This window comes from Acinetobacter sp. YH16031, from assembly GCF_013417335.1.
Taxonomy (GTDB): domain Bacteria; phylum Pseudomonadota; class Gammaproteobacteria; order Pseudomonadales; family Moraxellaceae; genus Acinetobacter.
In genome coordinates, this window is record NZ_VPED01000001.1 from 192,427 (window position 1) to 214,596 (window position 22,170).

Annotated in this window: 21 protein-coding genes; 13 read left to right on the plus strand and 8 right to left on the minus strand. The window is 44.2% G+C overall.

All coding sequences use genetic code 11. The features are described 5' to 3' along the window. Positions 1-147: 147 nt before the first annotated feature. Complete coding sequence (locus FTV31_RS00890; RefSeq protein ID WP_004781873.1) at positions 148-393, minus strand: SlyX family protein; 246 nt, start codon at positions 391-393, stop codon at positions 148-150. Between the two features lie 39 nt (positions 394-432). Between FTV31_RS00890 and FTV31_RS00895 the strand changes: the two genes are divergently transcribed. Together FTV31_RS00895 and FTV31_RS00900 are read left to right on the plus strand one after the other, a co-directional pair. Next, positions 433-2,340 (plus strand): ATP-binding cassette domain-containing protein, encoded by a 1,908-nt coding sequence (locus tag FTV31_RS00895; protein WP_180012686.1) that lies wholly within the window; start codon positions 433-435, stop codon positions 2,338-2,340. 123 nt (positions 2,341-2,463) lie between these two features. Then, a complete protein-coding gene (locus FTV31_RS00900) occupies positions 2,464-3,399 on the plus strand; it encodes a lauroyl acyltransferase (protein ID WP_180012687.1) in 936 nt (311 codons plus the stop codon). A 40-nt stretch (positions 3,400-3,439) separates the two neighbouring features. On the opposite strand, the gene FTV31_RS00905 is transcribed toward FTV31_RS00900, so the two are convergent. Both FTV31_RS00905 and FTV31_RS00910 read right to left on the minus strand, forming a co-directional pair. After that, positions 3,440-3,847, minus strand: a complete 408-nt coding sequence (locus FTV31_RS00905) for a GNAT family N-acetyltransferase (protein ID WP_180002965.1) — start codon at positions 3,845-3,847, stop codon at positions 3,440-3,442. A 336-nt stretch (positions 3,848-4,183) separates the two neighbouring features. Next, positions 4,184-5,314 (minus strand): endonuclease/exonuclease/phosphatase family protein, encoded by a 1,131-nt coding sequence (locus tag FTV31_RS00910; RefSeq protein WP_180002967.1) that lies wholly within the window; start codon positions 5,312-5,314, stop codon positions 4,184-4,186. Positions 5,315-5,502: 188 nt separating this feature from the next. Between FTV31_RS00910 and asd the strand changes: the two genes are divergently transcribed. The 5 genes from asd to truA all read left to right on the plus strand — a co-directional run bounded on the left by asd (position 5,503) and on the right by truA (position 11,592). Next, on the plus strand, positions 5,503-6,621 hold the full coding sequence (asd, locus tag FTV31_RS00915) for an aspartate-semialdehyde dehydrogenase (RefSeq protein ID WP_004781864.1): 1,119 nt from the start codon (positions 5,503-5,505) through the stop codon (positions 6,619-6,621). A gap of 138 nt (positions 6,622-6,759) precedes the next feature. After that, entirely contained in the window at positions 6,760-8,364 is a 1,605-nt protein-coding gene (locus FTV31_RS00920) for a hypothetical protein (RefSeq protein ID WP_180012688.1), read from the plus strand. Positions 8,365-8,429: 65 nt separating this feature from the next. Then, entirely contained in the window at positions 8,430-9,758 is a 1,329-nt protein-coding gene (locus FTV31_RS00925) for a fimbrial protein FimV (RefSeq protein WP_180012689.1), read from the plus strand. Positions 9,759-9,804: 46 nt separating this feature from the next. After that, positions 9,805-10,776: an asparaginase domain-containing protein gene (locus FTV31_RS00930; RefSeq protein ID WP_180012690.1), complete on the plus strand. Its 972-nt coding sequence runs from the start codon at positions 9,805-9,807 to the stop codon at positions 10,774-10,776. 18 nt (positions 10,777-10,794) lie between these two features. After that, a complete protein-coding gene (truA, locus tag FTV31_RS00935) occupies positions 10,795-11,592 on the plus strand; it encodes a tRNA pseudouridine(38-40) synthase TruA (RefSeq protein ID WP_180012691.1) in 798 nt (265 codons plus the stop codon). A 108-nt stretch (positions 11,593-11,700) separates the two neighbouring features. On the opposite strand, the gene FTV31_RS00940 is transcribed toward truA, so the two are convergent. Then, complete coding sequence (locus FTV31_RS00940) at positions 11,701-12,708, minus strand: AraC family transcriptional regulator (RefSeq protein ID WP_004781856.1); 1,008 nt, start codon at positions 12,706-12,708, stop codon at positions 11,701-11,703. A gap of 231 nt (positions 12,709-12,939) precedes the next feature. Between FTV31_RS00940 and infA the strand changes: the two genes are divergently transcribed. The 3 genes from infA to FTV31_RS00955 all read left to right on the plus strand — a co-directional run bounded on the left by infA (position 12,940) and on the right by FTV31_RS00955 (position 14,300). After that, positions 12,940-13,161, plus strand: coding sequence for a translation initiation factor IF-1 (gene infA / locus FTV31_RS00945; protein WP_001284370.1), 222 nt, complete (start codon positions 12,940-12,942; stop codon positions 13,159-13,161). Positions 13,162-13,301: 140 nt separating this feature from the next. Continuing rightward, positions 13,302-13,697 (plus strand): hypothetical protein, encoded by a 396-nt coding sequence (locus FTV31_RS00950; RefSeq protein WP_180012692.1) that lies wholly within the window; start codon positions 13,302-13,304, stop codon positions 13,695-13,697. A gap of 189 nt (positions 13,698-13,886) precedes the next feature. Next, positions 13,887-14,300: a hypothetical protein gene (locus tag FTV31_RS00955; RefSeq protein WP_180012693.1), complete on the plus strand. Its 414-nt coding sequence runs from the start codon at positions 13,887-13,889 to the stop codon at positions 14,298-14,300. A gap of 64 nt (positions 14,301-14,364) precedes the next feature. Here the strand turns inward: FTV31_RS00955 and leuB are convergent, their stop codons facing one another. The 4 genes from leuB to leuC form a co-directional block, all read right to left on the minus strand. Beyond that, entirely contained in the window at positions 14,365-15,444 is a 1,080-nt protein-coding gene (gene leuB, locus FTV31_RS00960; RefSeq protein ID WP_004781852.1) for a 3-isopropylmalate dehydrogenase, read from the minus strand. A gap of 41 nt (positions 15,445-15,485) precedes the next feature. Next, positions 15,486-16,049, minus strand: a complete 564-nt coding sequence (locus FTV31_RS00965; RefSeq protein ID WP_180012694.1) for a hypothetical protein — start codon at positions 16,047-16,049, stop codon at positions 15,486-15,488. Positions 16,050-16,136: 87 nt separating this feature from the next. Next, on the minus strand, positions 16,137-16,787 hold the full coding sequence (leuD, locus tag FTV31_RS00970) for a 3-isopropylmalate dehydratase small subunit (RefSeq protein WP_034702382.1): 651 nt from the start codon (positions 16,785-16,787) through the stop codon (positions 16,137-16,139). A 21-nt stretch (positions 16,788-16,808) separates the two neighbouring features. Then, entirely contained in the window at positions 16,809-18,242 is a 1,434-nt protein-coding gene (leuC, locus tag FTV31_RS00975; protein ID WP_180012695.1) for a 3-isopropylmalate dehydratase large subunit, read from the minus strand. A gap of 262 nt (positions 18,243-18,504) precedes the next feature. On the opposite strand from leuC, the gene FTV31_RS00980 reads away from it, so the two are divergent. The 3 genes from FTV31_RS00980 to ovoA all read left to right on the plus strand — a co-directional run bounded on the left by FTV31_RS00980 (position 18,505) and on the right by ovoA (position 22,137). Next, on the plus strand, positions 18,505-18,741 hold the full coding sequence (locus tag FTV31_RS00980; RefSeq protein WP_159123642.1) for a DUF2061 domain-containing protein: 237 nt from the start codon (positions 18,505-18,507) through the stop codon (positions 18,739-18,741). Between the two features lie 185 nt (positions 18,742-18,926). After that, positions 18,927-19,796: a LysR family transcriptional regulator gene (locus FTV31_RS00985; RefSeq protein WP_004781845.1), complete on the plus strand. Its 870-nt coding sequence runs from the start codon at positions 18,927-18,929 to the stop codon at positions 19,794-19,796. A gap of 217 nt (positions 19,797-20,013) precedes the next feature. Next, a complete protein-coding gene (gene ovoA / locus FTV31_RS00990) occupies positions 20,014-22,137 on the plus strand; it encodes a 5-histidylcysteine sulfoxide synthase (RefSeq protein ID WP_257227120.1) in 2,124 nt (707 codons plus the stop codon). Positions 22,138-22,170: the final 33 nt, after the last annotated feature.

A 22,170-nucleotide genomic window follows, 5' to 3' on the forward strand; every position in this document is an offset into this window, starting at 1 on the left:
CATGACGATATTTAGATTTTAAAGATCATCTTGGACGGAATAAAAGTAGCGACTTGGTTTAGGTTTATCGAGCTTCACCAGCTTAAAAGAAAACCCTCGCGACTGGAGGGCTTTCTTTTTGCTTTCTTTTTAAAAATTATTTGTAAATTAATAATGCGGTGGACGGTTGGTGACCGGATCAAAAGCATCAATCCCTTCGGACAAATCTGCAGACTCAACACGTTGATATAACAACTGCATTTGTTTTTTTAAATCGGCAATTTCCAGATTCTGGCGAGTGACCTGCTGATTCAGCTGTTCAACTAAATCATCTAAAAATGCAATTCGCACTTGCAAATCTTCAATGGGTGCGGAAAATGACGCCTGATCATTTAGATTTTGTTGTTTAGTCATTTTAAGTCCTCATTTGGGATTTCAGGAAACATTAACATTATGGCCTATATTACTTTAAGGGATGTCCAACTGGCATTTGGCGGACCTGCCTTGCTCGACGGCGCCAACTTTAATTTGGAACGCGGTGAACGAGTATGTTTGATTGGCCGTAATGGTGAGGGTAAGTCTACCTTACTTAAACTGATTGAAGGAAGTTTACTCCCGGATAGTGGTGAAGTTTCGTTACAAAATGGCATTACCATTTCCATGCTGGCCCAAGACGTGCCAATGGATTCCGGCAAGGTTGCAGATATTGTTGCCGACGGCGCTGGTGAAGCTTCAGAAGTGTTGCGTGCTTACCATGAAGCCAGTGAAGCTTGCGTGCTCGGTGATATGGAAGCCTGTGACCGCATGGGACATTTGCAGCATCAGATGGATCAGCTGGATGGCTGGGCTTTGGAAACTAAGGTCAACTCAATCCTGAGTAAAATGGGACTGGATCCTGAAGCGGATCTGGCCGATCTATCTGGTGGCCGTAAACGCCGTGTTCTGTTGGCACGTGCCCTGCTCATCCAACCAGATGTGCTGTTACTCGACGAACCGACCAACCATCTGGATGTCGAAAGTATCGAATGGCTGGAAAAATTCCTGCTAGAACAGAACAACCTGACCTTACTGTTTATTTCGCATGACCGTGCCTTTGTGGACAGTATTGCGACCCGTATTGTCGAGCTGGACCGTGGCATTTTGCGTAGCTATGAAGGCAACTATTCACGTTACCTCGACCTAAAAGCTCAGCAGCTGGAAGCAGAAGAAAAACAAAATGCCCTGTTCGAGAAAAAACTCGCTGAAGAAGAAGCCTGGATTCGTCAAGGCATTAAAGCACGTCGTACCCGTAACGAAGGTCGTGTCCGTGCTCTGAAAGAATTGCGTGAAGAGTCTAAAGCACGCCGCTTCCAGCAAGGCAAAGTCAACATGTCGACTCAGGAAGCACAGCGTTCAGGCAAAGTGGTGTTCGAGATTGAACATCTCAGCGTGAAGTTTGGTGACAATGCACCGATCATTAATGATTTCTCGGCGCTGGTAATGCGTGGCGATCGGATCGGTCTGGTGGGTGATAATGGTGTCGGTAAAACTACACTAATCAAAGCCATTCTGGGAGAAATCGAGCATGGCGGTACAGTCAAAACCGGTACCCAGTTGGAAATTGCTTATTTTGACCAGCTACGTAATGTGCTGGATCTGGAAAAATCAGTTAAAGATAACGTTTCGGAAGGTTCAGATCATGTCGATGTGAATGGCCAACGTCGTCATATCTATAGCTATTTACAAGACTTCCTGTTCTCCCCAGAACGTGCCCGTACGCCAGTTAAAGCCCTTTCAGGTGGTGAACGCAACCGTATTCTGCTCGCCAAACTATTACTGAAACCATCCAACCTGATCGTGATGGACGAACCGACCAACGATCTGGATATGGTGACGCTAGAACTGCTGGAAGAAATGCTGGCGGAATACAAAGGCACCCTGCTACTGATCTCGCATGACCGTGCTTTTATGGACAATGTCGTCACATCAACCTGGGTCTTTGATGGCAAAGGCAATATTGATGAATATGTCGGTGGCTATCAGGATTATCTGGAACAACGTCCAGATCAAACTGTGGTTGACCAGAAAATGGCTGTCAAAAAAGCTCAGGCCAAAGCTGAAGCAGCAGTTACACCTGTAGCATCGGCTCCGAAGAAAAAACTCAGCTACAAAGATCAGCGTGAACTGGAAATGTTACCGGCTGAAATTGAAGCACTGGAAAAAGAACAAGCTGAACTTTCTGACAAACTGGCGGATGGCTCGTGGTTTGTCACAGATGCAGCAGCAGCGACCAAGGCCTCTGAACGTTTAGGTGAAATTGATGAGATTTTGCTGGAAAAAATGGAACGTTGGGACGAACTGGAAAATATGACCAAAGGCTAATCTTTAAATCGCCTAGTCACTAAGCATCTGTATTCGTACAGGTGCTTTTTTATTTTACAGTTTTTTATTTCAAAAAGCTCTTCTGCTACACTGCTGACATCTTTGATTTCAAATATTGAATTTATGAGTCGAACGCCAGAATACAAACCCGGTGAATTTCAATGGTCATTCCTGTTGCCGCAATACTGGGGCATCTGGGTGGGTATTGTATTTCTGATGATTCTGGCTATCTTACCTTGGGCGACTCAGCATCGTCTGGCACGTCTACTCGGCCAGATGGCATTTAAATATTTGAAATCTCGCCGTGAAACCACGCTTCGCAATCTGGAAGTTTGTTTCCCTGAATGGTCAGCTCAAGAAGTTCAGGACAATGCTCGTATGGTCTTTATTGACCAGATGCTCGGTGTATTTGAGACCTTGAATGCCTGGTACTGTCCAAAATGGTTTAAAGGCCGGGTACAGATTGAAGGGCTGGAACATATCCAGCAGGCTCAGGCAGAAGGTAAAGGGGCTTTATTGCTCGGTACCCACTCGACTTTGCTGGATGCTGGTGGTTATTTATGTGCACAGTATTTTGAGCCGGATGTGGTGTATCGACCACAAAATAATCCCTTGCTCGATATGCTGATTTACCGCTGCCGTGCCACCATTTATGCCAACCAGATTGACCATGATGATATGCGCGGTCTGGTGCGTAACCTGAAAAATGGCCATGCTATCTGGTACAGTCCGGATCAGGATTTTGGTTTAAAACAGGGTGTGATGGCACCCTTTTTTGGAGTACCTGCAGCCACAGTCACTGCACATCGTCGCTTATTAAAAATGACCAAAGCCGCTGCCATTCCACTCTATTTTTATCGAACTGGTGATATTAAAGATCCATGCTACTGTGTGTTGATCGAGCCTGCGGTAGAGAACCTGCCAAGTGCGGATGAAGTCGATGATGCAACCCGGGTAAATCTGATTATTGAACGCCAGTTGCGCATTGCACCGACGCAATATATGTGGTTCCACCGTCGCTTTAAGACCCGTCCTGAAGGCTATGATAAAATCTATTAAAAACTAGAAAAAATATGGACGGTATTATTGGCAAGACAACTCAATGATCCGTTCCTTGATAAATCCACATCGCTTCTGTATGCCCTGCACGCTCAAAACCTAGAGCTTTATAAAATTCAGTGGCATGCTGATCAGCCACCAGAATTTTCTGATGAAATCCTGAATAACGTTGCAGCATTTCTTGCATGATCAGACGACCAATACCCTGTCGCTGCACCTCCGGGTGAACCAATAAATGTGGGAAATACACCACCAGATAACCATCTGAAATCGCATTTCCCAAGCCGACCAGCCGACCGTTGATACGTGCCGTCACCAGACTATGAGAATGCTGCAAAGCCTTTAAAAGCAATTGAGGTTTTTCTGCAGCTGACCATTGATTGACAAGATAGAGCTGTAGCACTTCGAATTCATTGACTGAATCATGATCGGAAATCATAACTTCCATTCAGGTAATATCCATTTTTTAATTTAAATTTTATTTTAATAATCAATTAATTATAATAAAAAAATGAGCCAAAAATAATTTAACCCGGGTTCTACATCCTGTAAAACCCGGGTTAATGAGGTTGTGCTTTCATATGTTATAATTGCTTCTTCGTTGTTGTGATTTCCCTTTCAGCATCATTTCCATGATGTTTTCATTCAGCTTCGTCTTCCTTATGAGAATATCCTTTCTCGACTCCCTGTGCTGATGAGCTTAGAATACGTGGATTCCTCTGTACTGCCCATTCGCAAGAAGCGGAAACTGCTGTAAGCAATATCGTACACTTTTCAGCTAAAACTATAAGAATTTCTCCTCATTCTTATAAGCCATCGTAATCTTATCAGTGACTTTCTTCTCTTCTTTCTCTGCCTTTTCAATTCCTTCCTGAATGGCTTCTTTGGCTTCCTGATCATCCTGATCCGTTTCTTCCAGTTCTTCCTGATGATGCTCAAATACCCGCCCAGTTTGTAAAACCAGATAAACCGGAAAATGATCTGATCCGACGTGTTTTAAACGCTCCATATGCACCAGGGCAAAATCGGTGCTGTGAAACACATGGTCAAGTGACCAGCGCAATAAGGGATAATCGGCATGAAAGGTATTTACATAGCGTCGGCCAACACGCGGATCCAGCAAACCACTAATACGCTGAAATAAACGTGTCGTGCGTGACCAGGCCACATCATTCAGATCTCCCATCACAATGCAGCTTTCATCCAGATCCTTAATCTGATCCCCTACAATCAGCAATTCCGCATCACGTAAGGTTGAATCTTTGGCTTCAGTTGGGCTTGGTGGTTTCGGATGCAGACAATAGAGCTGTACCGGCTGTCCGGAACGTAACAAGACCTTGGTATGAATCGAGGGAATTTCATCACTCAGAATAAATTTAACCTCGGTTTCACTCAGCTCAAGTTTGCTGTACAGATGCATGCCATACAGATTATCCAAAGGTACAGGTACCCGATAGGGGTAATCTGGCTCAATGACGGCCAGCGCATCCTGCCATGCATGATCGGTTTCCAGCGTTAAGACCAAGTCTGGCTGATGGGTCTGGATCTGTTCAATCAGTAAATGATATTTAGTATTGGTGGTCAGAACATTTGAAACAATCAGGGAAATCTGACGATCCGGATCCAGCTGATCCTGCTTGACCTGCTTGACCTGTTTTTTCCAAACAAAGGTATAAGGCAAGACCATTTTCAGCTGATACGCCAAAGCAGCGATCAGACCAACAAAAAGCAGCTGATTAAAGGCTGTCCACGGGTGATCGACCAAGAGAAAAAGAACAAAGGCAATGAAGCCCAACACCAGAATCTGTAAACGTGGAAAATCTGCACCACGAATCCACCATTCATCTCGGGGAATCAGCGACCAGAAACTTAACCAGATGACCACGATTGCCATGATCTGGATAAACCCTACCATAAGATACACTCTTTACTAAGTTATTATTTTTTCTAAAAGAAAAATTGCTTTATCAATTTTGTATGTATCATAAAGCAGATATTTCGCTCAAGAATATTGATGTTTTGATTGTGTAGCTCTTGCAGTCACGTCCCTTTTTGATACACTCGAATCCCTTTTGATTTTTTAACGCACCGAGGCAAAGTGACATGAAAGTAGGTCTGGTCGGTTGGCGCGGGATGGTGGGTTCCGTCCTTATGCAACGTATGGTTGAAGAGAATGATTTTGCTCATTTTGAGCCATTCTATTTTTCTACCAGTAATGCGGGTGGTGAAGCTCCGGCATTTGGTGGTAAGACTGCCCCAGCACTTATGGATGCAACAGACATTAACAGTCTGAAGCAAATGGATGTCATTATTACCTGTCAAGGTGGCGATTACACCACTGAAGTTTTCCCGAAAATAAAAGCTGAAGGCTGGGATGGCTACTGGATTGATGCAGCATCTACCCTGCGTATGGATGATGAAGCGATTATCGTACTTGATCCGGTGAACATGCATGTAATCAAAGACGGTCTGGTCAAAGGCACCAAAACTTTCGTGGGCGGTAACTGTACCGTTTCCCTGATGTTGATGGGCTTAGGCGGTCTGTTCCAGAACAATCTGGTGGAATGGGCGACTTCAATGACTTATCAGGCAGCTTCGGGTGCTGGCGCGCAAAACATGCGTGAGCTGATTACTGGCATGGGTTATTTATATAACAATACCAAAGACTTGCTAGATGATCCGCGTTCTCCAATTCTGGACATTGACTCTAAAATTGCTGAATTGCAACGTGGCGAAGGCTTCCCGTCTGCAAACTTCGGTGTGCCTTTAGCGGGTTCTCTAATTCCATACATCGACAAGCAGCTGGAAAGCGGCCAGTCTAAAGAAGAATGGAAAGGTCAGGCTGAAACCAACAAGATCCTCGGTAACCAGCAGATCGTACCGATTGATGGCCACTGTGTACGTATCGGCGCAATGCGTTGTCACTCTCAGGCATTAACGCTGAAACTTCGCAAAGACGTTCCACTGGATGAGATCGAAGATATCATTGCAAATGCAAATGACTGGTCTAAAGTTGTGCCAAACACTCGTGAAGCATCAATGACTGATCTGACTCCTGTTGCAGTCACTGGCACATTAACTGTACCTGTTGGTCGTCTGCGTAAACTGAACATGGGTAAAGAATACCTAGGTGCATTCACAGTAGGTGACCAGTTACTTTGGGGTGCTGCAGAACCTTTACGCCGTATGCTGCGCATCTTGATTGATTATAAAAACTCTTAAGTTTCCGTCAGGAAATAAAGCATGAAGCCGATCTTTATTGATCGGCTTTTTTGTGTAACTATTGCGTAAGTATTTTACAAAAAACAAACATCCCGTTAATCTATAATTTTCGCTATGCGATAATGACTGAGCTCACAGATGACTGTATATAACAAATTAAAGCTTGCCATTTTAGCCATTGTTGCTTCACAAAATATTTATGCGATTAATGTAGATCCGGTACAAATCCAGTCTGCACCTGGGGAATTGCTTTATGCGGAAATGAATTTCCGCCAATCAGATATTAACTTGCCCATTGAAGTAAGTTTAGCCTCGCCAGAAGACCTGATTTCTATGGGCGCATCGCATCAGCCACCGGGTCATTTGAATTTTTTCACCCGTCGCAACAGTAGTGGTACTGGGGTCATTACCATTACCTCCTCGCGCCCGGTCACTGATCGTGAATTAAATATCATTGTCAAAATCAAAGAAGGCAATGCAGCACGCCTACAGCATATCCGTACGGCATTAAGACCTAAAACTGATTTGTTACAGGCCAGCCTGAAACAGAATGAACAGCCCCTCGCGCCTGTCGTAGTCGTGAGTGAAAAAGATATTGCTCTGAACTTACCGGTGAGTACGCGCTATACCAATGCCCAATCTAAACCAGCCACCTCGTTTGTAGCAGAAAAACCGTTAGCCTTACAAAATACAGCACCTCCAGCATTATCAGCCAGCTCTATCCCTAAAACAGCGATAGCTGCTGTTACCCATGAGCCGACATCGAGTATTGCAGCTCAAGTCACAAGCCCAACAAAACTTAATACTGAAACTGCGGTAGCAGCGACAAGTCATAGCTCACAGCAAGCTGGAACTATAAACACTGCGCCAGTGAATACTCCATCCAAAGCAGTCAACACGACTGCGGCTCAAGCAGATGCAACGCCAAACTTACAGGCTGCAGCTACAAAAGTTCAGGCTGAAACAAAACCAGCTGAAATTGCAGTAGATCCAACGAATAAAAATGCAGCCTCAGCGCAAGTTTCTGCACCAACAAACACTGAAAACCAGATGGTGTCCAGTGATCCACTTGTCAAAAAATATGCAGAACAACAGGCACGCAAGCAGGCGGCATCTACCACTGCACAGGACAAACCAAATTTAGCAGCTAAAACTCAGGCACAGCCAACAGCCATCAAACCAAGCGCCTCAACCCAGATCAAACCGACCTATGTGGTACAGTCAAATGAGTCGCTTTGGGGCATTGCTTCCAGGATTGCCAATGAACAGCAGCGTCCAGTGAGTGAGGTTATGCAGCAGATCAAGCGTGAAAATGAGCATGCTTTTATTGGGGGCGATGCCAACCGCTTGCGTAAAGGTGCAGCGCTTAATTTAGCGACCATTCATACTGCGAAAACTCCGATACAGGCCTCAGCAATTAAGTCTGCTCAAGCACCCTCCAAACCTGCTGCAAAAACTAGATATCGCCTGAATGAGGCTGAAATGAGCCTGGTTGCCGAGAATCAGCGTGATTCCGGCCAGGTTTCTGCCAACTCAAACACAAAAGAAAATCGAACTTCGAAAGAGTTGTCATTAAAAGTTATGACAGCCCGTGAAAAAACCGTTAAATTACAGAGAAACGTAACTGAATTAGAATTGGCACTCAATCAGAAGGATCACAGAATTCAATTATTAAATGCTCGTCTTGCCCAGCTGCAACAGCAGCTTAAAGCACAACAGGCAGATAAAAAGCCAATTAATTAAAAAGTTACACATGACGATTTATTGGGATAGGCGAACTTAATGACTCTATCCCCAAGGGGTAAAACATGCTGATTTATGTGATTCCATTAGTGATATTGATCATCGTATTAATTGTCGTAAAAAAACGACAAGATGCTCAAGAATCAGATAAAGCAAAAACTAAAACTGTAAAAGCGAAAAAACCTGGCGCTGCGTCAAAATCCACTTCACAAAGAACCAAAGTGGTCGAGCCAGCCGGAGTCGTTAAAAAATCAGCAACGCCTCTATCAGCAGAGACACGCAAGAAAATTGAAGGTCTGATTCAGGAACGTAATTTCTTTGCAGCTGAAGCGCAAATCAATCAGGCACTGAATCGTGATAATTCTCAACACGAGTTGTATTTACTACTGCTCGACATTCATATCTTGCAAAAAGATGAATTTGCGATTTCACAGCTGATTAACCATGTTCGCTCTCTGGAACTGGAAGATATTCTGGCTCAGGCTGAGATCAAAAAGCGTGAGTTCGAAAACTCTTCGGTAGCTGTTCAGGATACTATTGATTTTCCAAGTGCTCAGCCACAAACCCCTCCTGTACAAGAAAGCAAACCTTCCACAGATGCTTTTGCAGATCTGGTTGCCACCCCTGCTTCAAACGAACAGGCATTTGATGCATTACAACAGGAACTCCAACCGAGCAAACCAGCTACTGTAGCGGAACCAGTACCAGATATCCAACCCTTAGAGTTCAACTTTGAACCGAAGATTCCAGCGGCTGAGCCAGTAAAAACGGAAGAAGCTTCGCCTGTATCAGGTAATTCAGTTGAATTTGATCTTCAGATGAATACTGCTGAAACCCAGACTGCTCCAACAGCAGCAACTGAGTCAGCACCGGTTCTGGATTTTAAGCTTGAGCTTGAACCATCTGTATCTTTAGAAACAGAATCAGCGCCTGCAACTACAGAAGAAATCCAGCCTTTAGATTTTTCTTTCTCTCTAGACACTCCAACACCTGCAGCGGAAAAAACAGCCGAACCTGCGACTGAGTTTGACCTGTCTAGCCTCGATATTGCAACGCCTGCAACTGAAACTCCTGCTGCGACTGAAACATCTGGACTAGATTTTAAACTTGATAATGTCGAAGCTGTAAAAGAGGCTCCTGTTTCTACAGGGGTGAATTTTGAGATTCCGACAGCGCCAGTAACTACAGCAACCGATCAACATGATCCATTGGTGCAGTCTTTCCCTGAGCTGATGGAAGTTAATGAAGCGGACCTCAACCTGGAGCTGGCACAGCAATATATCCAGTTAGGCGCTTATGCAGCTGCCCGTGAAGTCATTGCTGAACGTGAAGCTGAATATACAGCAGCACAACGTCAGCAAGCCGATCAGTTGCTGAATCAAATCGCATCTTAATCAATTTCCCTTTACACTAAAGCAGTCACATTTGGCTGCTTTTTTTATGATGAAAGATATTGCACTGATTTATATGGGCGGCACCTTTGGCTGTGTCGGTGACCCGCTCGCCCCTATGTCTGCCGATTTATTTATTCCAAAACTGGAACAGCTGCTTGCTACGGATCAACCGTTGATTCAGTATTACTGCGCTCCTGTGATTAAGGACAGCAGTGCCTGTACTGCTACAGACTGGTTAGAACTGGTGCAATTTATCCAAAATCTGCAATCTGAACAGAAGATACAACATTTTGTGATTATTCACGGGACAGATACCCTGAGCTATGCCAGTGCAGTATTGGCACATTTTATGGGGAATTCGGCCCATATTATGCTGACTGGCAGCCAGTATCCCCTCCTGAATGCTAAAGGCGATACGCAACGCGAATTTACCGATGCCATGGACAATCTGAGCTTTGCGCTCGCTTCAGTAACTCAGTGTAATGCAGGTGTTTATCTGGCTTTTCATCAGCAACTGATTCATGCTCAAACTGCCTTAAAGCAACATACCACTGAGCTGAATGCCTTTACTGGTCTGGATGCTCATATCGCGATTCAGGCCAACCAGCAAAGTCATCAGGTTACGGCAGACGATATTACCAAAGCTCTAGATTTTAACTGCATGAGCTTGATGATGCAGCCGATCGATTTAGTTCAACAGTTCAATAATCTGAAAAATATTTTGGCCCATCCGCCCCACTTCCTATTCCTGCAAGGTTTTGGAACCGGCAATCTGGCCGTCAATCCAGATATCGTAGATTTCATCAATCAGCTCTATGCCAAAGACTGTATCTCGGTCTTAACTACTCAAGTGCCTTTCGGTGCCACCGATCAGCGTTATGCCATTGCTGAATGGGTGCATGATTGCAAAATTCTACTCAATGAAAGTTATGGCCATGCTGATCTTTATGCAAAAGCCCTAAAAATGTATTTACAATATGACACGGTAGAGCAATGGCATGCCCATTGGTACGATTAGTCAGGTTTTGAGGTCATTATGCAGCGTTTTGCGGTGGGAATTGAGTTTTGTGGAACGAATTATCGAGGTTGGCAGACTCAACAGCCGGGCGTAATCAGTGTTCAGGAGACCATCGAGAAGGTACTCAGCAATATTGCCGATGAACCGATTATTCTGCATGGTGCAGGCCGAACCGATGCCGGCGTGCATGCGACTAATATGGTCGCACATTTTGATACCCATGCCTTGCGCTCTGAGCGAGGCTGGTTAATGGGCTCAAATAGCCAGTTACCTAAGGATATCTCGATCCAATGGATCAAGGAGATGGATGATGGCTTCCATGCACGCTTTAAAGCACAGGCACGCCGTTATCGTTATATTGTCTATAACCATCCGGTACGCCCTGCCTTGCTGCATAAACAGGTCACGCATATTTACTATCCACTTGATGTCGAGAAAATGATTGAGGCAGCTGCAAAATTTGAAGGCACGCATAACTTTGAGAGTTTCCGTGCAGCAGCCTGCCAGTCCAATCAGCCGGTACGTCATGTCCGTCATTGCCGCCTGATCCAGCATGGGCCTTATCTGATTCTAGATATTCAGGCTGATGGCTTCCTGCATCATATGGTACGCAATATCATGGGCTGTTTACTGGAAATCGGCCAGGGCATGTATGGGGTTGACCATATTGACCATATTTTTGCAGCAGAAGATCGTAAAGCAGCCGGAGTTACCGCACCACCGGACGGTCTGTATTTTATTCATGCTGAATATCCAGAGCATTTTGACTTACCCAAAGTACCTTTGGGTCCATACTGGTTAAATATGCCAGAATAAGCTAATTATTTTTAATTTTTAAATCCCTCCTAACCTCCCTTTGAAAAAGGGAGGAACTCCTCTCCTTTATTAAAGGAAGGGTTGGGGGAGGATTTTAGATTTTAAAGATTAACGCTGCTTCCGCTTCCGATATTCTACCGGCGTTTCATTGGTCCAGCGCTTAAAGGCACGGTAGAAGGTACTTGGTTCCGAGAATCCAGTCAGATAAACAATACGTTCTACACTTTCATTTGTACTCGCCAATAAACGTTTAGCCAGACGACAGCGATAATCAGACAGAATCTGCTGGAAACTGGTATTAGCCTCACTGAGCTGGGTACGTAAACGACGTGGAGTAATATTCAGTTGAGCGGCTACAGTTTCCAAAGTCGTTTCACCACTTTCTAAAGTAGAACCGATTGCGCGACGCACTTCTCCGACTAAATCGTAACGAGCCAGTTCCTGTAATTTTTCAATCGCCAGCTGTTCATGTAGCTGCAACAGTTCCGGTTCTGCCTGCCAAAGCGGGAAATCCAGAATGCTTGGATCAAAATACAAACGGGTTTCTTTCTGTCCCAGACTTACCGGGCATTCATAAACCCGGAAATATTCTTCGTCTGCCGCGCCTTTGGAAAAATTGAAATCGATATAGATTGGTTCAAAGCGGCCTTCGGTAATAAATTTAAAGAAACGCAGCACACCTGACATCGCACATTCGGTAAAGTGACGATTGACCAGACTTTCAGCGAAAGGCTGCTCACCATTGGTCAGATAGCAGCGATCGTCTTCGACCACCAGCTTGGCATGAAAAGCATCACTGATCAGACGCTGATAAGCCAGCGCACGTTTCAAGCCTTCACCAAAATTCTCTGATGAAATAAACAGATGCTCGATCACCTGTCCGCGATAAAGTGGCAAATGTTCACCCAGATGCAATCCGATATCTGGGTCCTTACTGACCTCTTCTGCGGCAACCCAGAAGGCATACTGAGCACTGAGTGGAGTACGGTCATTGGTCTCCACCTGATTTAAAGCGACTCCTGCTTTTGTCAGAAGTTCTTCTGTTGGCAAACCTGCACGACGAATCGCCTGATAGCCTAAACGCAATACGACTGATGCATCCGTTAGCTGACTCACTCAAAAACCTTCCTTGTATGTACTTCATTTATACTTAAAAAGATTGAAATTAGATTAACTGTGATTGACCAAACTGACAACAGATACCACACGCTTTTTAGTTAAAAAGTTTAAACTCATACTTCGCTTATTTTACTGACAGATGATCAGTCTAACGCCCGTTACACCTTGTGTTTTGCGAAAAAATTGACTATAATTTGCGCCTTTCCAATTTATTCATTCAGGTAGGCTATGGCCAATAAAGAGGAACTCATCGAGTTCGAAGGCGTTGTCACCGAGACGCTTCCTAATACTATGTTCCGTGTACGTTTAGAAAACGGTCACGAAGTAATTGCCCATATTTCTGGTAAAATGCGTAAACACTATATTCGTATTTTGACTGGCGATAGCGTGAAGGTCGAAATGACTCCTTATGATTTGACTAAGGGTCGTATCACATACCGTGCGCGCTAAGTTTTAGCGGAAGCAAAAGCCACTTATCCAGTGGCTTTTTTATTGCCTTTTCTTTTATATCAATTCCCCTGCACATTCCCTATACTGCATTCGAAGATAATAATTTCTATTTTTCCTCTAATAAAAACAGTGAATCATTCATGCAAAAAATCTTGCTTTCTCTGATCCTAGGAATCAGCCTGAGTGCCTGCGCCACTACAAGTTCGATAAAATCACGGCAGCTAGATCAGCAACTACAGCAATATATCGGCCAATCTGCAGAGTCAATTCGCAAGGATCTGGATTTAACTGCACTTGGTTTTAAGACCTCAAAAGCACCTGTACAAACAGAAAAACGTCTGAGTTATACTGTACTTCGCACCATTGAACTGCCACTGGGAACACCGGCCATTCAGCAAAGTGTCAGTATAGGTGCTCCTGTACGACTCGCAACTGCACCCGGCCCGGGTTATCAGGTTGAAATGTCCTGTCAGATTCATTTTCAGCTAGAACAAGGGATTGCCCAATCCGTGCAATATAGCGGACGTGCCTGTTAAGATTCATTTTTGCTTTTTATTCATTTTGAGGTGGATATAAGAGCGTTCTAAGTTGTCTTGAATTTGACAGCTACAGCTAACATCTAACTGCCTGATTGTTCCTGTCTTGTCTAATAATAAATTACAACAGTTCCTCCCACACTTTGCTACTACACTGTTTTTAAGCGTTCCTTGAGTAGGAGTGATGTGATGTTGTTAAGCAAAGGTACTTCTCTAGTATTGGGCTTGAGCATCCTGTTGCTCGGTCTGTCAGGGTGTGCACAGACACCCACAATCAGCCAGACCGACCGTGAAGCTTATTTACAACAATTTATTGGTCAGAGCAGCCAGTATATTGATCGCAATTTAGATCTGAAACGTTTGGGTTATCAGCAAATCAGTGAACCTGAACTCAGTTCTCAACAGCTCAGCTATGTCGTGGAACGTCCTGTGACCGTTCCCTTACCGATTGCCCAATTTCCGGCAGCAGGTACAGGCACAGTTCCGGTTCCAGTCACTGTGAGTCCTGCATCAGGTTATGATGTGAATTTGCAATGCAAGATTACCTTTTTGCTCAAAGACAATATTGCAACTTCTGTCAGCCTTACGGGTCGAACCTGTTAATCAAAATCAGTCATAAAAAAACGCAGCTCAAGGCTGCGTTTTTTTATATAGAAATACTGAATAATTAGTTCAATGCAGTCACAACTGCCTGGCCCATTTCCACTGTACCCACTTTAGTCATGCCTTCAGACATGATGTCAGCCGTACGCAGACCTTGGTCTAAAACATTACCTACCGCATCTTCAATCGCTTTAGCTGCAGCTTCTTCACGGAAGGTATAACGCAGCATCATGGCTACAGACAGAATGGTTGCCAATGGGTTTGCCAAGTTTTGACCTGCGATATCTGGTGCAGAACCATGGCAAGGTTCGTACATACCCTTACCATTTTCATCCAATGATGCTGATGGCAACATACCGATTGAACCAGTCAGCATTGCAGCCTCATCAGACAGGATGTCACCGAACAGGTTTGAAGTCACAATCACATCAAACTGCTTAGGCGCACGTACTAACTGCATCGCAGCATTGTCTACATACATATGAGACAGGTTAATGTCTGGATATTGCTCTTCTTTCAGTGCAGTCACGGTCTGTTTCCAAAGCTCAGTCACTTCAAGTACATTGGCTTTATCGACTGAACATACTTTACCACCACGCAGACCAGCAAGTTCGAACGCAACCTTGGCAATACGCTTGATTTCAGATTCTGCATAAACGTCAGTGTTGAAACCTTGTTTTTCGCCATTTTCCAGTTCACGGATCCCGCGTGGCTGACCGAAGTAAATACCACCAGTCAATTCACGTACGATCAGGATATCTAGACCAGAGACAATTTCCGGTTTCAAGCTAGAAGCATCAGCCAATTGCGGATAAAGAATCGCTGGACGCAAGTTCGCAAACAGATTCAATTCACTACGCAGTTTTAACAGGCCACGTTCTGGACGGATTGAACGCTCAATCGTATCCCATTTTGGACCGCCTACAGCACCGAGCAGAATTGCGTCTGCTTTTTTCGCCTGTTCAGACGTTACGTCTGGATAAGGTGAACCGTGTGCATCAATCGCAGCACCGCCTAAAAGACCTTGTTCCCATGTTAAACCCAGATTGAATTTTTCATTAACTCGTGTAAGCACCTGTTCTGCGGCTTTTACAATCTCAGGACCAATACCGTCACCAGCTAAAATCAAAATTTGTTTAGACATGAGCTTTTCCATTTATAAGGTCAGGCATCCACCTGACTAGGTTAAATTTTTTTTTCTACAAACTCTGCAATGCCATTGATGACATTATACGGTTTGCAAAAACGACGAATCACTTTCTGCTCTTGCAACAGGTCCACACACAATGGATCAGGTGCAGAGGCATTTAATAAACTGGTGCTACGTGCATTTCGGTCACGGAACATTTTCAGGGTATAGCGTTTATCCGCCTTAAACTGCTGGAATAGATGCAAGGTTTCAGCCTTATCCTTGCTAATCGGATAGAAACGCACCACCAGTTCATGCTGCCCTTCCGGTACAGATAAATAAATCGGATTATCCTGTTTCAGGTCTTTGGCCTGCAAACGAACCAGACGCTGATCCAGCGCTTCTGGGCTGATTCGCTTGGTGGACTCATCCACAATCATGGTCCGGTTTAAACGTTCAAACTGACAATCCGGTGTGCCTGCACAATAAATCAAGGCATTGGATTTGCTTTCTGCATCTTCTTTGGCATGTTTAAGTTTGAAGGTATCAATGCTCTGACACGCGGTCATCAGCACTGATACTGCACTTAGAGCAAGCCACTGTTTCCAATACGTTGCCATGATGTCTGTATTAACCTATCAAAAAAATTAATAATCTTCTGATATTAGCAAGGCCTTCGCAGTCATGCCATGACAATTTTTGCTGTTTTATGAATGAATTTCAGCAAATACCCATGGGCGTGATTGTTTGGTTTTTTCTTCGTAGGCACGAATATCATCTGCTGCCTGCAAAGTTAAGCCAATATCATCTAAACCATTTAACAAACAATGCTTACGGAATGGGTCCACTTCAAACTTGAAACTTTCGCCATTTGGTGTACGAACTTCCTGCGCTTCCAGATCAATCGTTAACTGATAACCTTCAGCTGCTGCACATTCCTTAAATAACCGATCAACCGTTTCTTCCGGCAAAATTACCGGCAACATGCCATTTTTAAAACAGTTATTAAAGAAAATATCAGCAAAGCTTGGCGCAATCACAGTACGGAAACCGTATTCATTCAATGCCCACGGCGCATGCTCACGGCTTGAACCGCAACCGAAGTTAGCACGAGAAATTAAGATGGATGCACCTTGATAACGTGGCTGGTTTAACACGAAGTCCGGGTTAATCGGACGAACCGAGTTGTCCTGCCCCGGATAACCTTCATCCAAATAACGCAATTCATCAAACAGGTTTTCACCGAAACCGGTACGTTTGATCGATTTCAAAAACTGTTTTGGAATAATTAAATCTGTATCGACATTGGCACGGTCTAAGGGTGCAACAATACCTTGTTCAACGGTATAAGCTTTCATATTTTTGCTCCTGCGTACCAATTAAAATGAACGGACATCAACAAAGTGACCGGCAATCGCTGCCGCCGCCGCCATGGCTGGACTCACCAAGTGGGTACGACCGCCATTACCCTGACGACCTTCAAAGTTACGGTTTGAAGTTGAGGCACAATGTTCGCCTGGCTGCAACTTGTCAGCATTCATTGCCAAGCACATAGAACAGCCTGGTTCACGCCATTCAAAACCAGCTTCGATAAAGACTTTGTCCAAACCTTCAGATTCTGCCTGCTGTTTCACTAAACCCGAACCCGGAACGACCATGGCCTGCTTAATGCTAGAAGCCACTTTACGGCCTTTGATTACTTCAGCCGCAGCACGAATATCTTCGATACGTGAGTTGGTGCAAGAACCGATGAATACACGGTCTAACTGAATATCTGCTAAAGGCTGACCTGCAGTTAAGCCCATATATTGATAAGCACGGTTCCAGTCATTGCGCTGTACATCATCTTTGGCCTGTTCCAAAGTTGGAACCGCTTGAGACACCGGAATCACCATCTCAGGAGAAGTCCCCCAAGACACTTGCGGTTCAATCTCTTCACCTTGTAACACTACAACTGTATCGAAGTGAGCACCTTCGTCGGAGTGCAAAGTATTCCAGTACGCAACCGCCTGATCCCATTGCTCGCCTTTCGGTGCATATGGACGGTCTTTAACATACTCAATGGTTTTTTCATCGACTGCGACCATACCGACACGTGCACCCGCTTCGATTGCCATGTTACACACGGTCATACGGCCTTCAATCGACATGTCACGGAACACCTGACCACCAAACTCAATCGCGTGACCTGTACCGCCCGCAGTTCCGATTTTACCAATAATGGCTAAAACCACATCTTTCGGTGTTACGCCCTGACCCAATTTACCGTCAACGCGTACCAACATATTTTTCATTTTCTTCTGAACCAGGCATTGGGTTGCCAATACATGTTCAACTTCTGATGTTCCAATCCCGTGTGCCAAGCAGCCAAATGCACCATGTGTTGCAGTATGTGAGTCACCACATACAACGGTCATACCTGGCAAGGTTAAGCCTTGCTCAGGACCAACAACGTGCGCGATGCCTTGACGAATATCGTTAATATCAAATTCAACAATATCGAACGTCTTACAGTTATCATCCAGGGTTTGTATCTGGATACGTGAAGTATCATCTTCAATCCCAGCCACGCCCTGCTCACGCTCTTTTTTAGAGGTCGGTACGTTATGGTCAGGTGTCGCAATATTGGCACTTAAACGCCATGGCTTACGGCCAGCAAGTTGCAAGCCTTCAAAGGCTTGTGGCGAAGTCACTTCATGCAATAAATGACGGTCGATATAAAGTAGAGCTGAACCATCATCTCGTTGTTTTACTAAATGGTCATCCCATAACTTATCGTATAATGTTTTTGCTGTTTGGGTCTCGCCTGCCATGTCGATGTGCTCCACTGGACTGGGTAAATTCTTTCGCTAATTTTGATTATATCGCTGCATTCACATAAATCTAATTTATCATTTTTATTAGTTAAAAAACTTTTTGGAATCTTTTAAAACTTAAATTAAATCATGGTTTAGCTCTCTTTTTATAAATCTAATTTTCCGATCGTTTTATTAAAAATATTCGTTTTTACAAATTAAATGAGAATTATTATTATTTCCTCATCGGCACAGATCATTTGTTTTGAGGAAGATCCACATGGCACATATTCAACGTTTCGTAGACAACAATCAGCGCATGTTCAAAAAGACATTTAGCTATTACATCATGCACATCACTGTCGCGATGTTAGTGGGCTATTTTGTCACAGGCAGTTTAACCATGGCGATTGCCTTGAGTTTATTAGAACCGACTGTACAGGCAGTTGCTTTCTTCTTCCACGAGAAAATCTGGGAAGCAAAAAGCCAGCAACAGGATGAGGAAATCACCGCATAATTTTTTGTCGATCTTCCTCTTTGAGCCACCTACCCTCGGTGGCTTTTTTTATGACATAAAATAAAACATTTAAAAATGTGTATTAATTCAACATTAAACCAATAGTTCTATATTTTTACTTTGATTTATTCTTAAATTATTACAATAATAAACTTAAGCATAAAAAAACTTTATAGGTGATCAAGATGAATCTCGCAGCTTTTGAAGCCTTTGTAAAAGTCATGGAAACAGGTTCGATTTCTTTGGCTGCAGATCAGCTTTTTATTACCCAACCGGCTGTGACCAAACGTATTCACAGTCTGGAAGAATATTTTGGGGTGAAATTATTTGAATCTGCGGGCCGTGGTGTACAGGCCACTCATGCAGCACATTCCCTGCTGCCTAAAGTAAAAAACTGGCTGAACGAGCTGGGTGATATTCACTACACCCTGAGTCATGAACAGGGTCAGGTACAAGGCAAACTGAAAATTGGCACCAGCCATCATATTGGCCTGCATCATTTACCGAGCCATCTACGTGAATATGTACAGCAATATCCGAATGTGACCCTGGATGTACATTTTGTAGATTCTGAACAGGCACATGAACAGGTGATTGCCGGTGATCTGGAACTGGCTTTCCTGACCTTGCCACCGCATGGTGATGAACGCCTGAAATATGTCACTATCTGGAATGATCCTCTGGTTTTTGTGGTCGCACCATTCCATCCACTGGCTCAACAAAAAAACCTGTCTCTTGAAGATCTGGTGAATTACCCAAGCCTGCTGCCTTCTGCGCAGACCTATACCACGCAGATTACGATGGCCGAGTTTGAAAAGCAGGGCATCAAGCCGAAAACGACCATGAGCAATAACCCGCTTGAATCCATCCGGATGCTGGTTTCGATTGGTTTAGGCTGGTCAGTCTTGCCCAAAACCCTGGTCAATCATGACCTGCAAGAACTGGATCTGAATCTGGAGATGAACCGTCAGCTCGGTATGGTCTGGCATCCGGGTCGTACTCAATCGAAGGCGGCTGAAGCACTGGTTCAACTGATGCAAGGTCCATCAATTTAAAATTAATTTTCACATTTCTCTGCTGCATCAATATCGATGCAGCATTTTGTTACCTAAATACATCGCATCAGTTGCTTCCTTTCAAGTACTTTTAAAAGTATCAAATTCATTTTCCTGAAGATGAAAAATTAAAACGTATTCAAGGAAGCACAGAATGCAGATCAAATCTTCTGACTCCAAAACTTTATTATCTTCTTCTCATGACCTGCTCGAAGAAATGGGTTTATGGAAACCGCTTAAACCAACGCTACACCCGACTCCCAACCTTGATTTTGAAGATGAACCGACAGCGCGTGCCGTATTACGTGATTATTTTCTAAATACCTTTGACACCTATGAGCAACTGTTTGACTGTCTGAAAAATGAAGAAGCCTTTTATGTCAAACCGATTGCCTTACGTCATCCACTGATCTTTTATTTTGGTCATACTGCCACTTTTTTTATCAATAAGCTGTTGCTGGCTCAACTGATTCCGGAACGTTTAAATCCGCATATGGAAAGCATATTTGCGATTGGTGTAGATGAAATGAGCTGGGATGATCTGGATGAACAGAACTATCACTGGCCTAGCATTCAGGCGGTACGTGATTACCGGCATCAGGTACGTGCCCTGGTCTTGAAAGTGATAGAACATGCGCCGCTACAACTTCCACTAAACTGGCACAATCCGTGGTGGACCATCATCATGGGCATTGAGCATGAACGGATTCATCTGGAAACGTCTTCGGTTTTAATCCGCCAGCATCAGTTACGTTATGTACAAAATCATCCGCAGTGGCGTGCCAATGTCATTACCGGTATTGCACCTGAAAATAGTCTGGTAAAGGTACCGGCAGGTCAGGTCAATTTACATAAAAATTTCGAACATGCTTTTTATGGCTGGGACAATGAATACGGCCACCATCATGCCGAAATTGCAGAATTCGAAGCCTCTAAATATCTGGTATCCAATCAGGAGTTTTTAGCCTTTGTGGAAGCAAAAGGTTATCAGACAGCTGACTACTGGACTGAAGAAAGCCAGCAATGGTTGGCATTTTCTCAAGCCACACATCCTACCTTCTGGGTCAAGACTGAACTGGGTTGGTCATTAAGATTAATGCTGGAAGAAGTTCCGATGCCTTGGGACTGGCCAGTCGAAGTGAATTATCATGAAGCCAAGGCTTTCTGTAACTGGAAATCAGCACAGACCGGAGAATCCATTCGTCTGCCCACTGAAGATGAATGGTATCGACTATATGCAGTTTCAGGACTGGATCCAAAATTGCCAAGTCCTGAGCAAGCCAATATTGAACTGAAATACGGCCCTAACTCTTGCCCAGTGGATCATTTTCAGCATGGCAATTTTTATGATGTTCAGGGCAATGTCTGGCAATGGACCGAGACCCCGATTTATCCTTTCGAAGGCTTTCAAGTCCATCCCTTCTATGATGATTTTAGTACCCCAACCTTCGATGGCCAACATCATCTGATTAAAGGCGGTGCCTGGATTTCAGGCGGCAATGAAGCTCTGCACAGTTCACGCTATGCGTTCCGGCGACATTTTTTCCAGCATGCCGGTTTTCGTTATGTTGCCGCGGAAGAGACATCACCGCAGTTTCACTCTCAATATGAAAGTGATCAGCTGATTTCCCAATATCTGGAATTCCAGTATGGAGCAGAATATTTTGCTGTTCCAAACTTTGCCCAAAGCCTCATTCAACTGGCCCGTCCCTATTTTCAAAACATTCCATGCTATAAAGCGCTGGATATCGGTTGTGCCACCGGACGCGCCAGCTTTGAACTGGCTCAGGATTTTGATCAGGTCACAGGTCTGGATTTTTCAGCCCGTTTTATTCAGCAAGGTGTGGTGCTGGCGCAAGGAGAGACCCTGCGCTATAGCATTCCTGTTGAGGGTGAACTGGTGGAATATAAATCCTGCTCACTGGCAGAACTTGGACTTGAACAGGTTGCCAATAAGGTTGAGTTTTATCAGGGCGATGCCTGCAACCTGAAACCGCAGTTTAAAGATTATGATTTTATTCTGGCAGCTAACCTGATCGATCGTCTGCATCATCCTAAAGCTTTTCTAAGTGAGATTCATAATCGGCTGAATATGGGCGGCATTTTGATGCTGGCCTCGCCTTATACCTGGCTGGAAGAACATACAGCACGCAGTGAATGGATCGGCGGATTTAAGCAGGCGGGAGAAAACCTGAGTACCTTAGAGGGCATCAAAGTTTTACTCACCCCACATTTTGAAATGCTAGACGAACCTGTGGATGTGCCTTTTGTGATTCGGGAAACAGCCCGTAAATATCAACATACCCTGTCCCAAGTAACTTTATGGAAAAGGGTACGATAATTCCAAAATGAAAAAGCCAATCAGTTGATTGGC

Bases quoted from the DNA above. Each gene is read 5' to 3' on its own strand.
- FTV31_RS00910 (WP_180002967.1), bottom strand. From the start codon at position 5,314: ATGGTAGGGTTTATCCAGATCATGGCAATCGTGGTCATCTGGTTAAGT.
- asd (WP_004781864.1), top strand. From the start codon at position 5,503: ATGAAAGTAGGTCTGGTCGGTTGGCGCGGGATGGTGGGTTCCGTCCTT.
- FTV31_RS00985 (WP_004781845.1), top strand. From the start codon at position 18,927: ATGAATCTCGCAGCTTTTGAAGCCTTTGTAAAAGTCATGGAAACAGGT.
- FTV31_RS00900 (WP_180012687.1), top strand. From the start codon at position 2,464: ATGAGTCGAACGCCAGAATACAAACCCGGTGAATTTCAATGGTCATTC.
- FTV31_RS00965 (WP_180012694.1), bottom strand. From the start codon at position 16,049: ATGGCAACGTATTGGAAACAGTGGCTTGCTCTAAGTGCAGTATCAGTG.
- leuC (WP_180012695.1), bottom strand. From the start codon at position 18,242: ATGGCAGGCGAGACCCAAACAGCAAAAACATTATACGATAAGTTATGG.
- infA (WP_001284370.1), top strand. From the start codon at position 12,940: ATGGCCAATAAAGAGGAACTCATCGAGTTCGAAGGCGTTGTCACCGAG.
- FTV31_RS00905 (WP_180002965.1), bottom strand. From the start codon at position 3,847: ATGGAAGTTATGATTTCCGATCATGATTCAGTCAATGAATTCGAAGTG.
- FTV31_RS00955 (WP_180012693.1), top strand. From the start codon at position 13,887: ATGTTGTTAAGCAAAGGTACTTCTCTAGTATTGGGCTTGAGCATCCTG.
- FTV31_RS00890 (WP_004781873.1), bottom strand. From the start codon at position 393: ATGACTAAACAACAAAATCTAAATGATCAGGCGTCATTTTCCGCACCC.
- leuB (WP_004781852.1), bottom strand. From the start codon at position 15,444: ATGTCTAAACAAATTTTGATTTTAGCTGGTGACGGTATTGGTCCTGAG.
- FTV31_RS00980 (WP_159123642.1), top strand. From the start codon at position 18,505: ATGGCACATATTCAACGTTTCGTAGACAACAATCAGCGCATGTTCAAA.
- truA (WP_180012691.1), top strand. From the start codon at position 10,795: ATGCAGCGTTTTGCGGTGGGAATTGAGTTTTGTGGAACGAATTATCGA.
- FTV31_RS00930 (WP_180012690.1), top strand. From the start codon at position 9,805: ATGATGAAAGATATTGCACTGATTTATATGGGCGGCACCTTTGGCTGT.
- ovoA (WP_257227120.1), top strand. From the start codon at position 20,014: ATGGGTTTATGGAAACCGCTTAAACCAACGCTACACCCGACTCCCAAC.
- FTV31_RS00925 (WP_180012689.1), top strand. From the start codon at position 8,430: ATGCTGATTTATGTGATTCCATTAGTGATATTGATCATCGTATTAATT.
- leuD (WP_034702382.1), bottom strand. From the start codon at position 16,787: ATGAAAGCTTATACCGTTGAACAAGGTATTGTTGCACCCTTAGACCGT.
- FTV31_RS00950 (WP_180012692.1), top strand. From the start codon at position 13,302: ATGCAAAAAATCTTGCTTTCTCTGATCCTAGGAATCAGCCTGAGTGCC.
- FTV31_RS00895 (WP_180012686.1), top strand. From the start codon at position 433: ATGGCCTATATTACTTTAAGGGATGTCCAACTGGCATTTGGCGGACCT.
- FTV31_RS00920 (WP_180012688.1), top strand. From the start codon at position 6,760: ATGACTGTATATAACAAATTAAAGCTTGCCATTTTAGCCATTGTTGCT.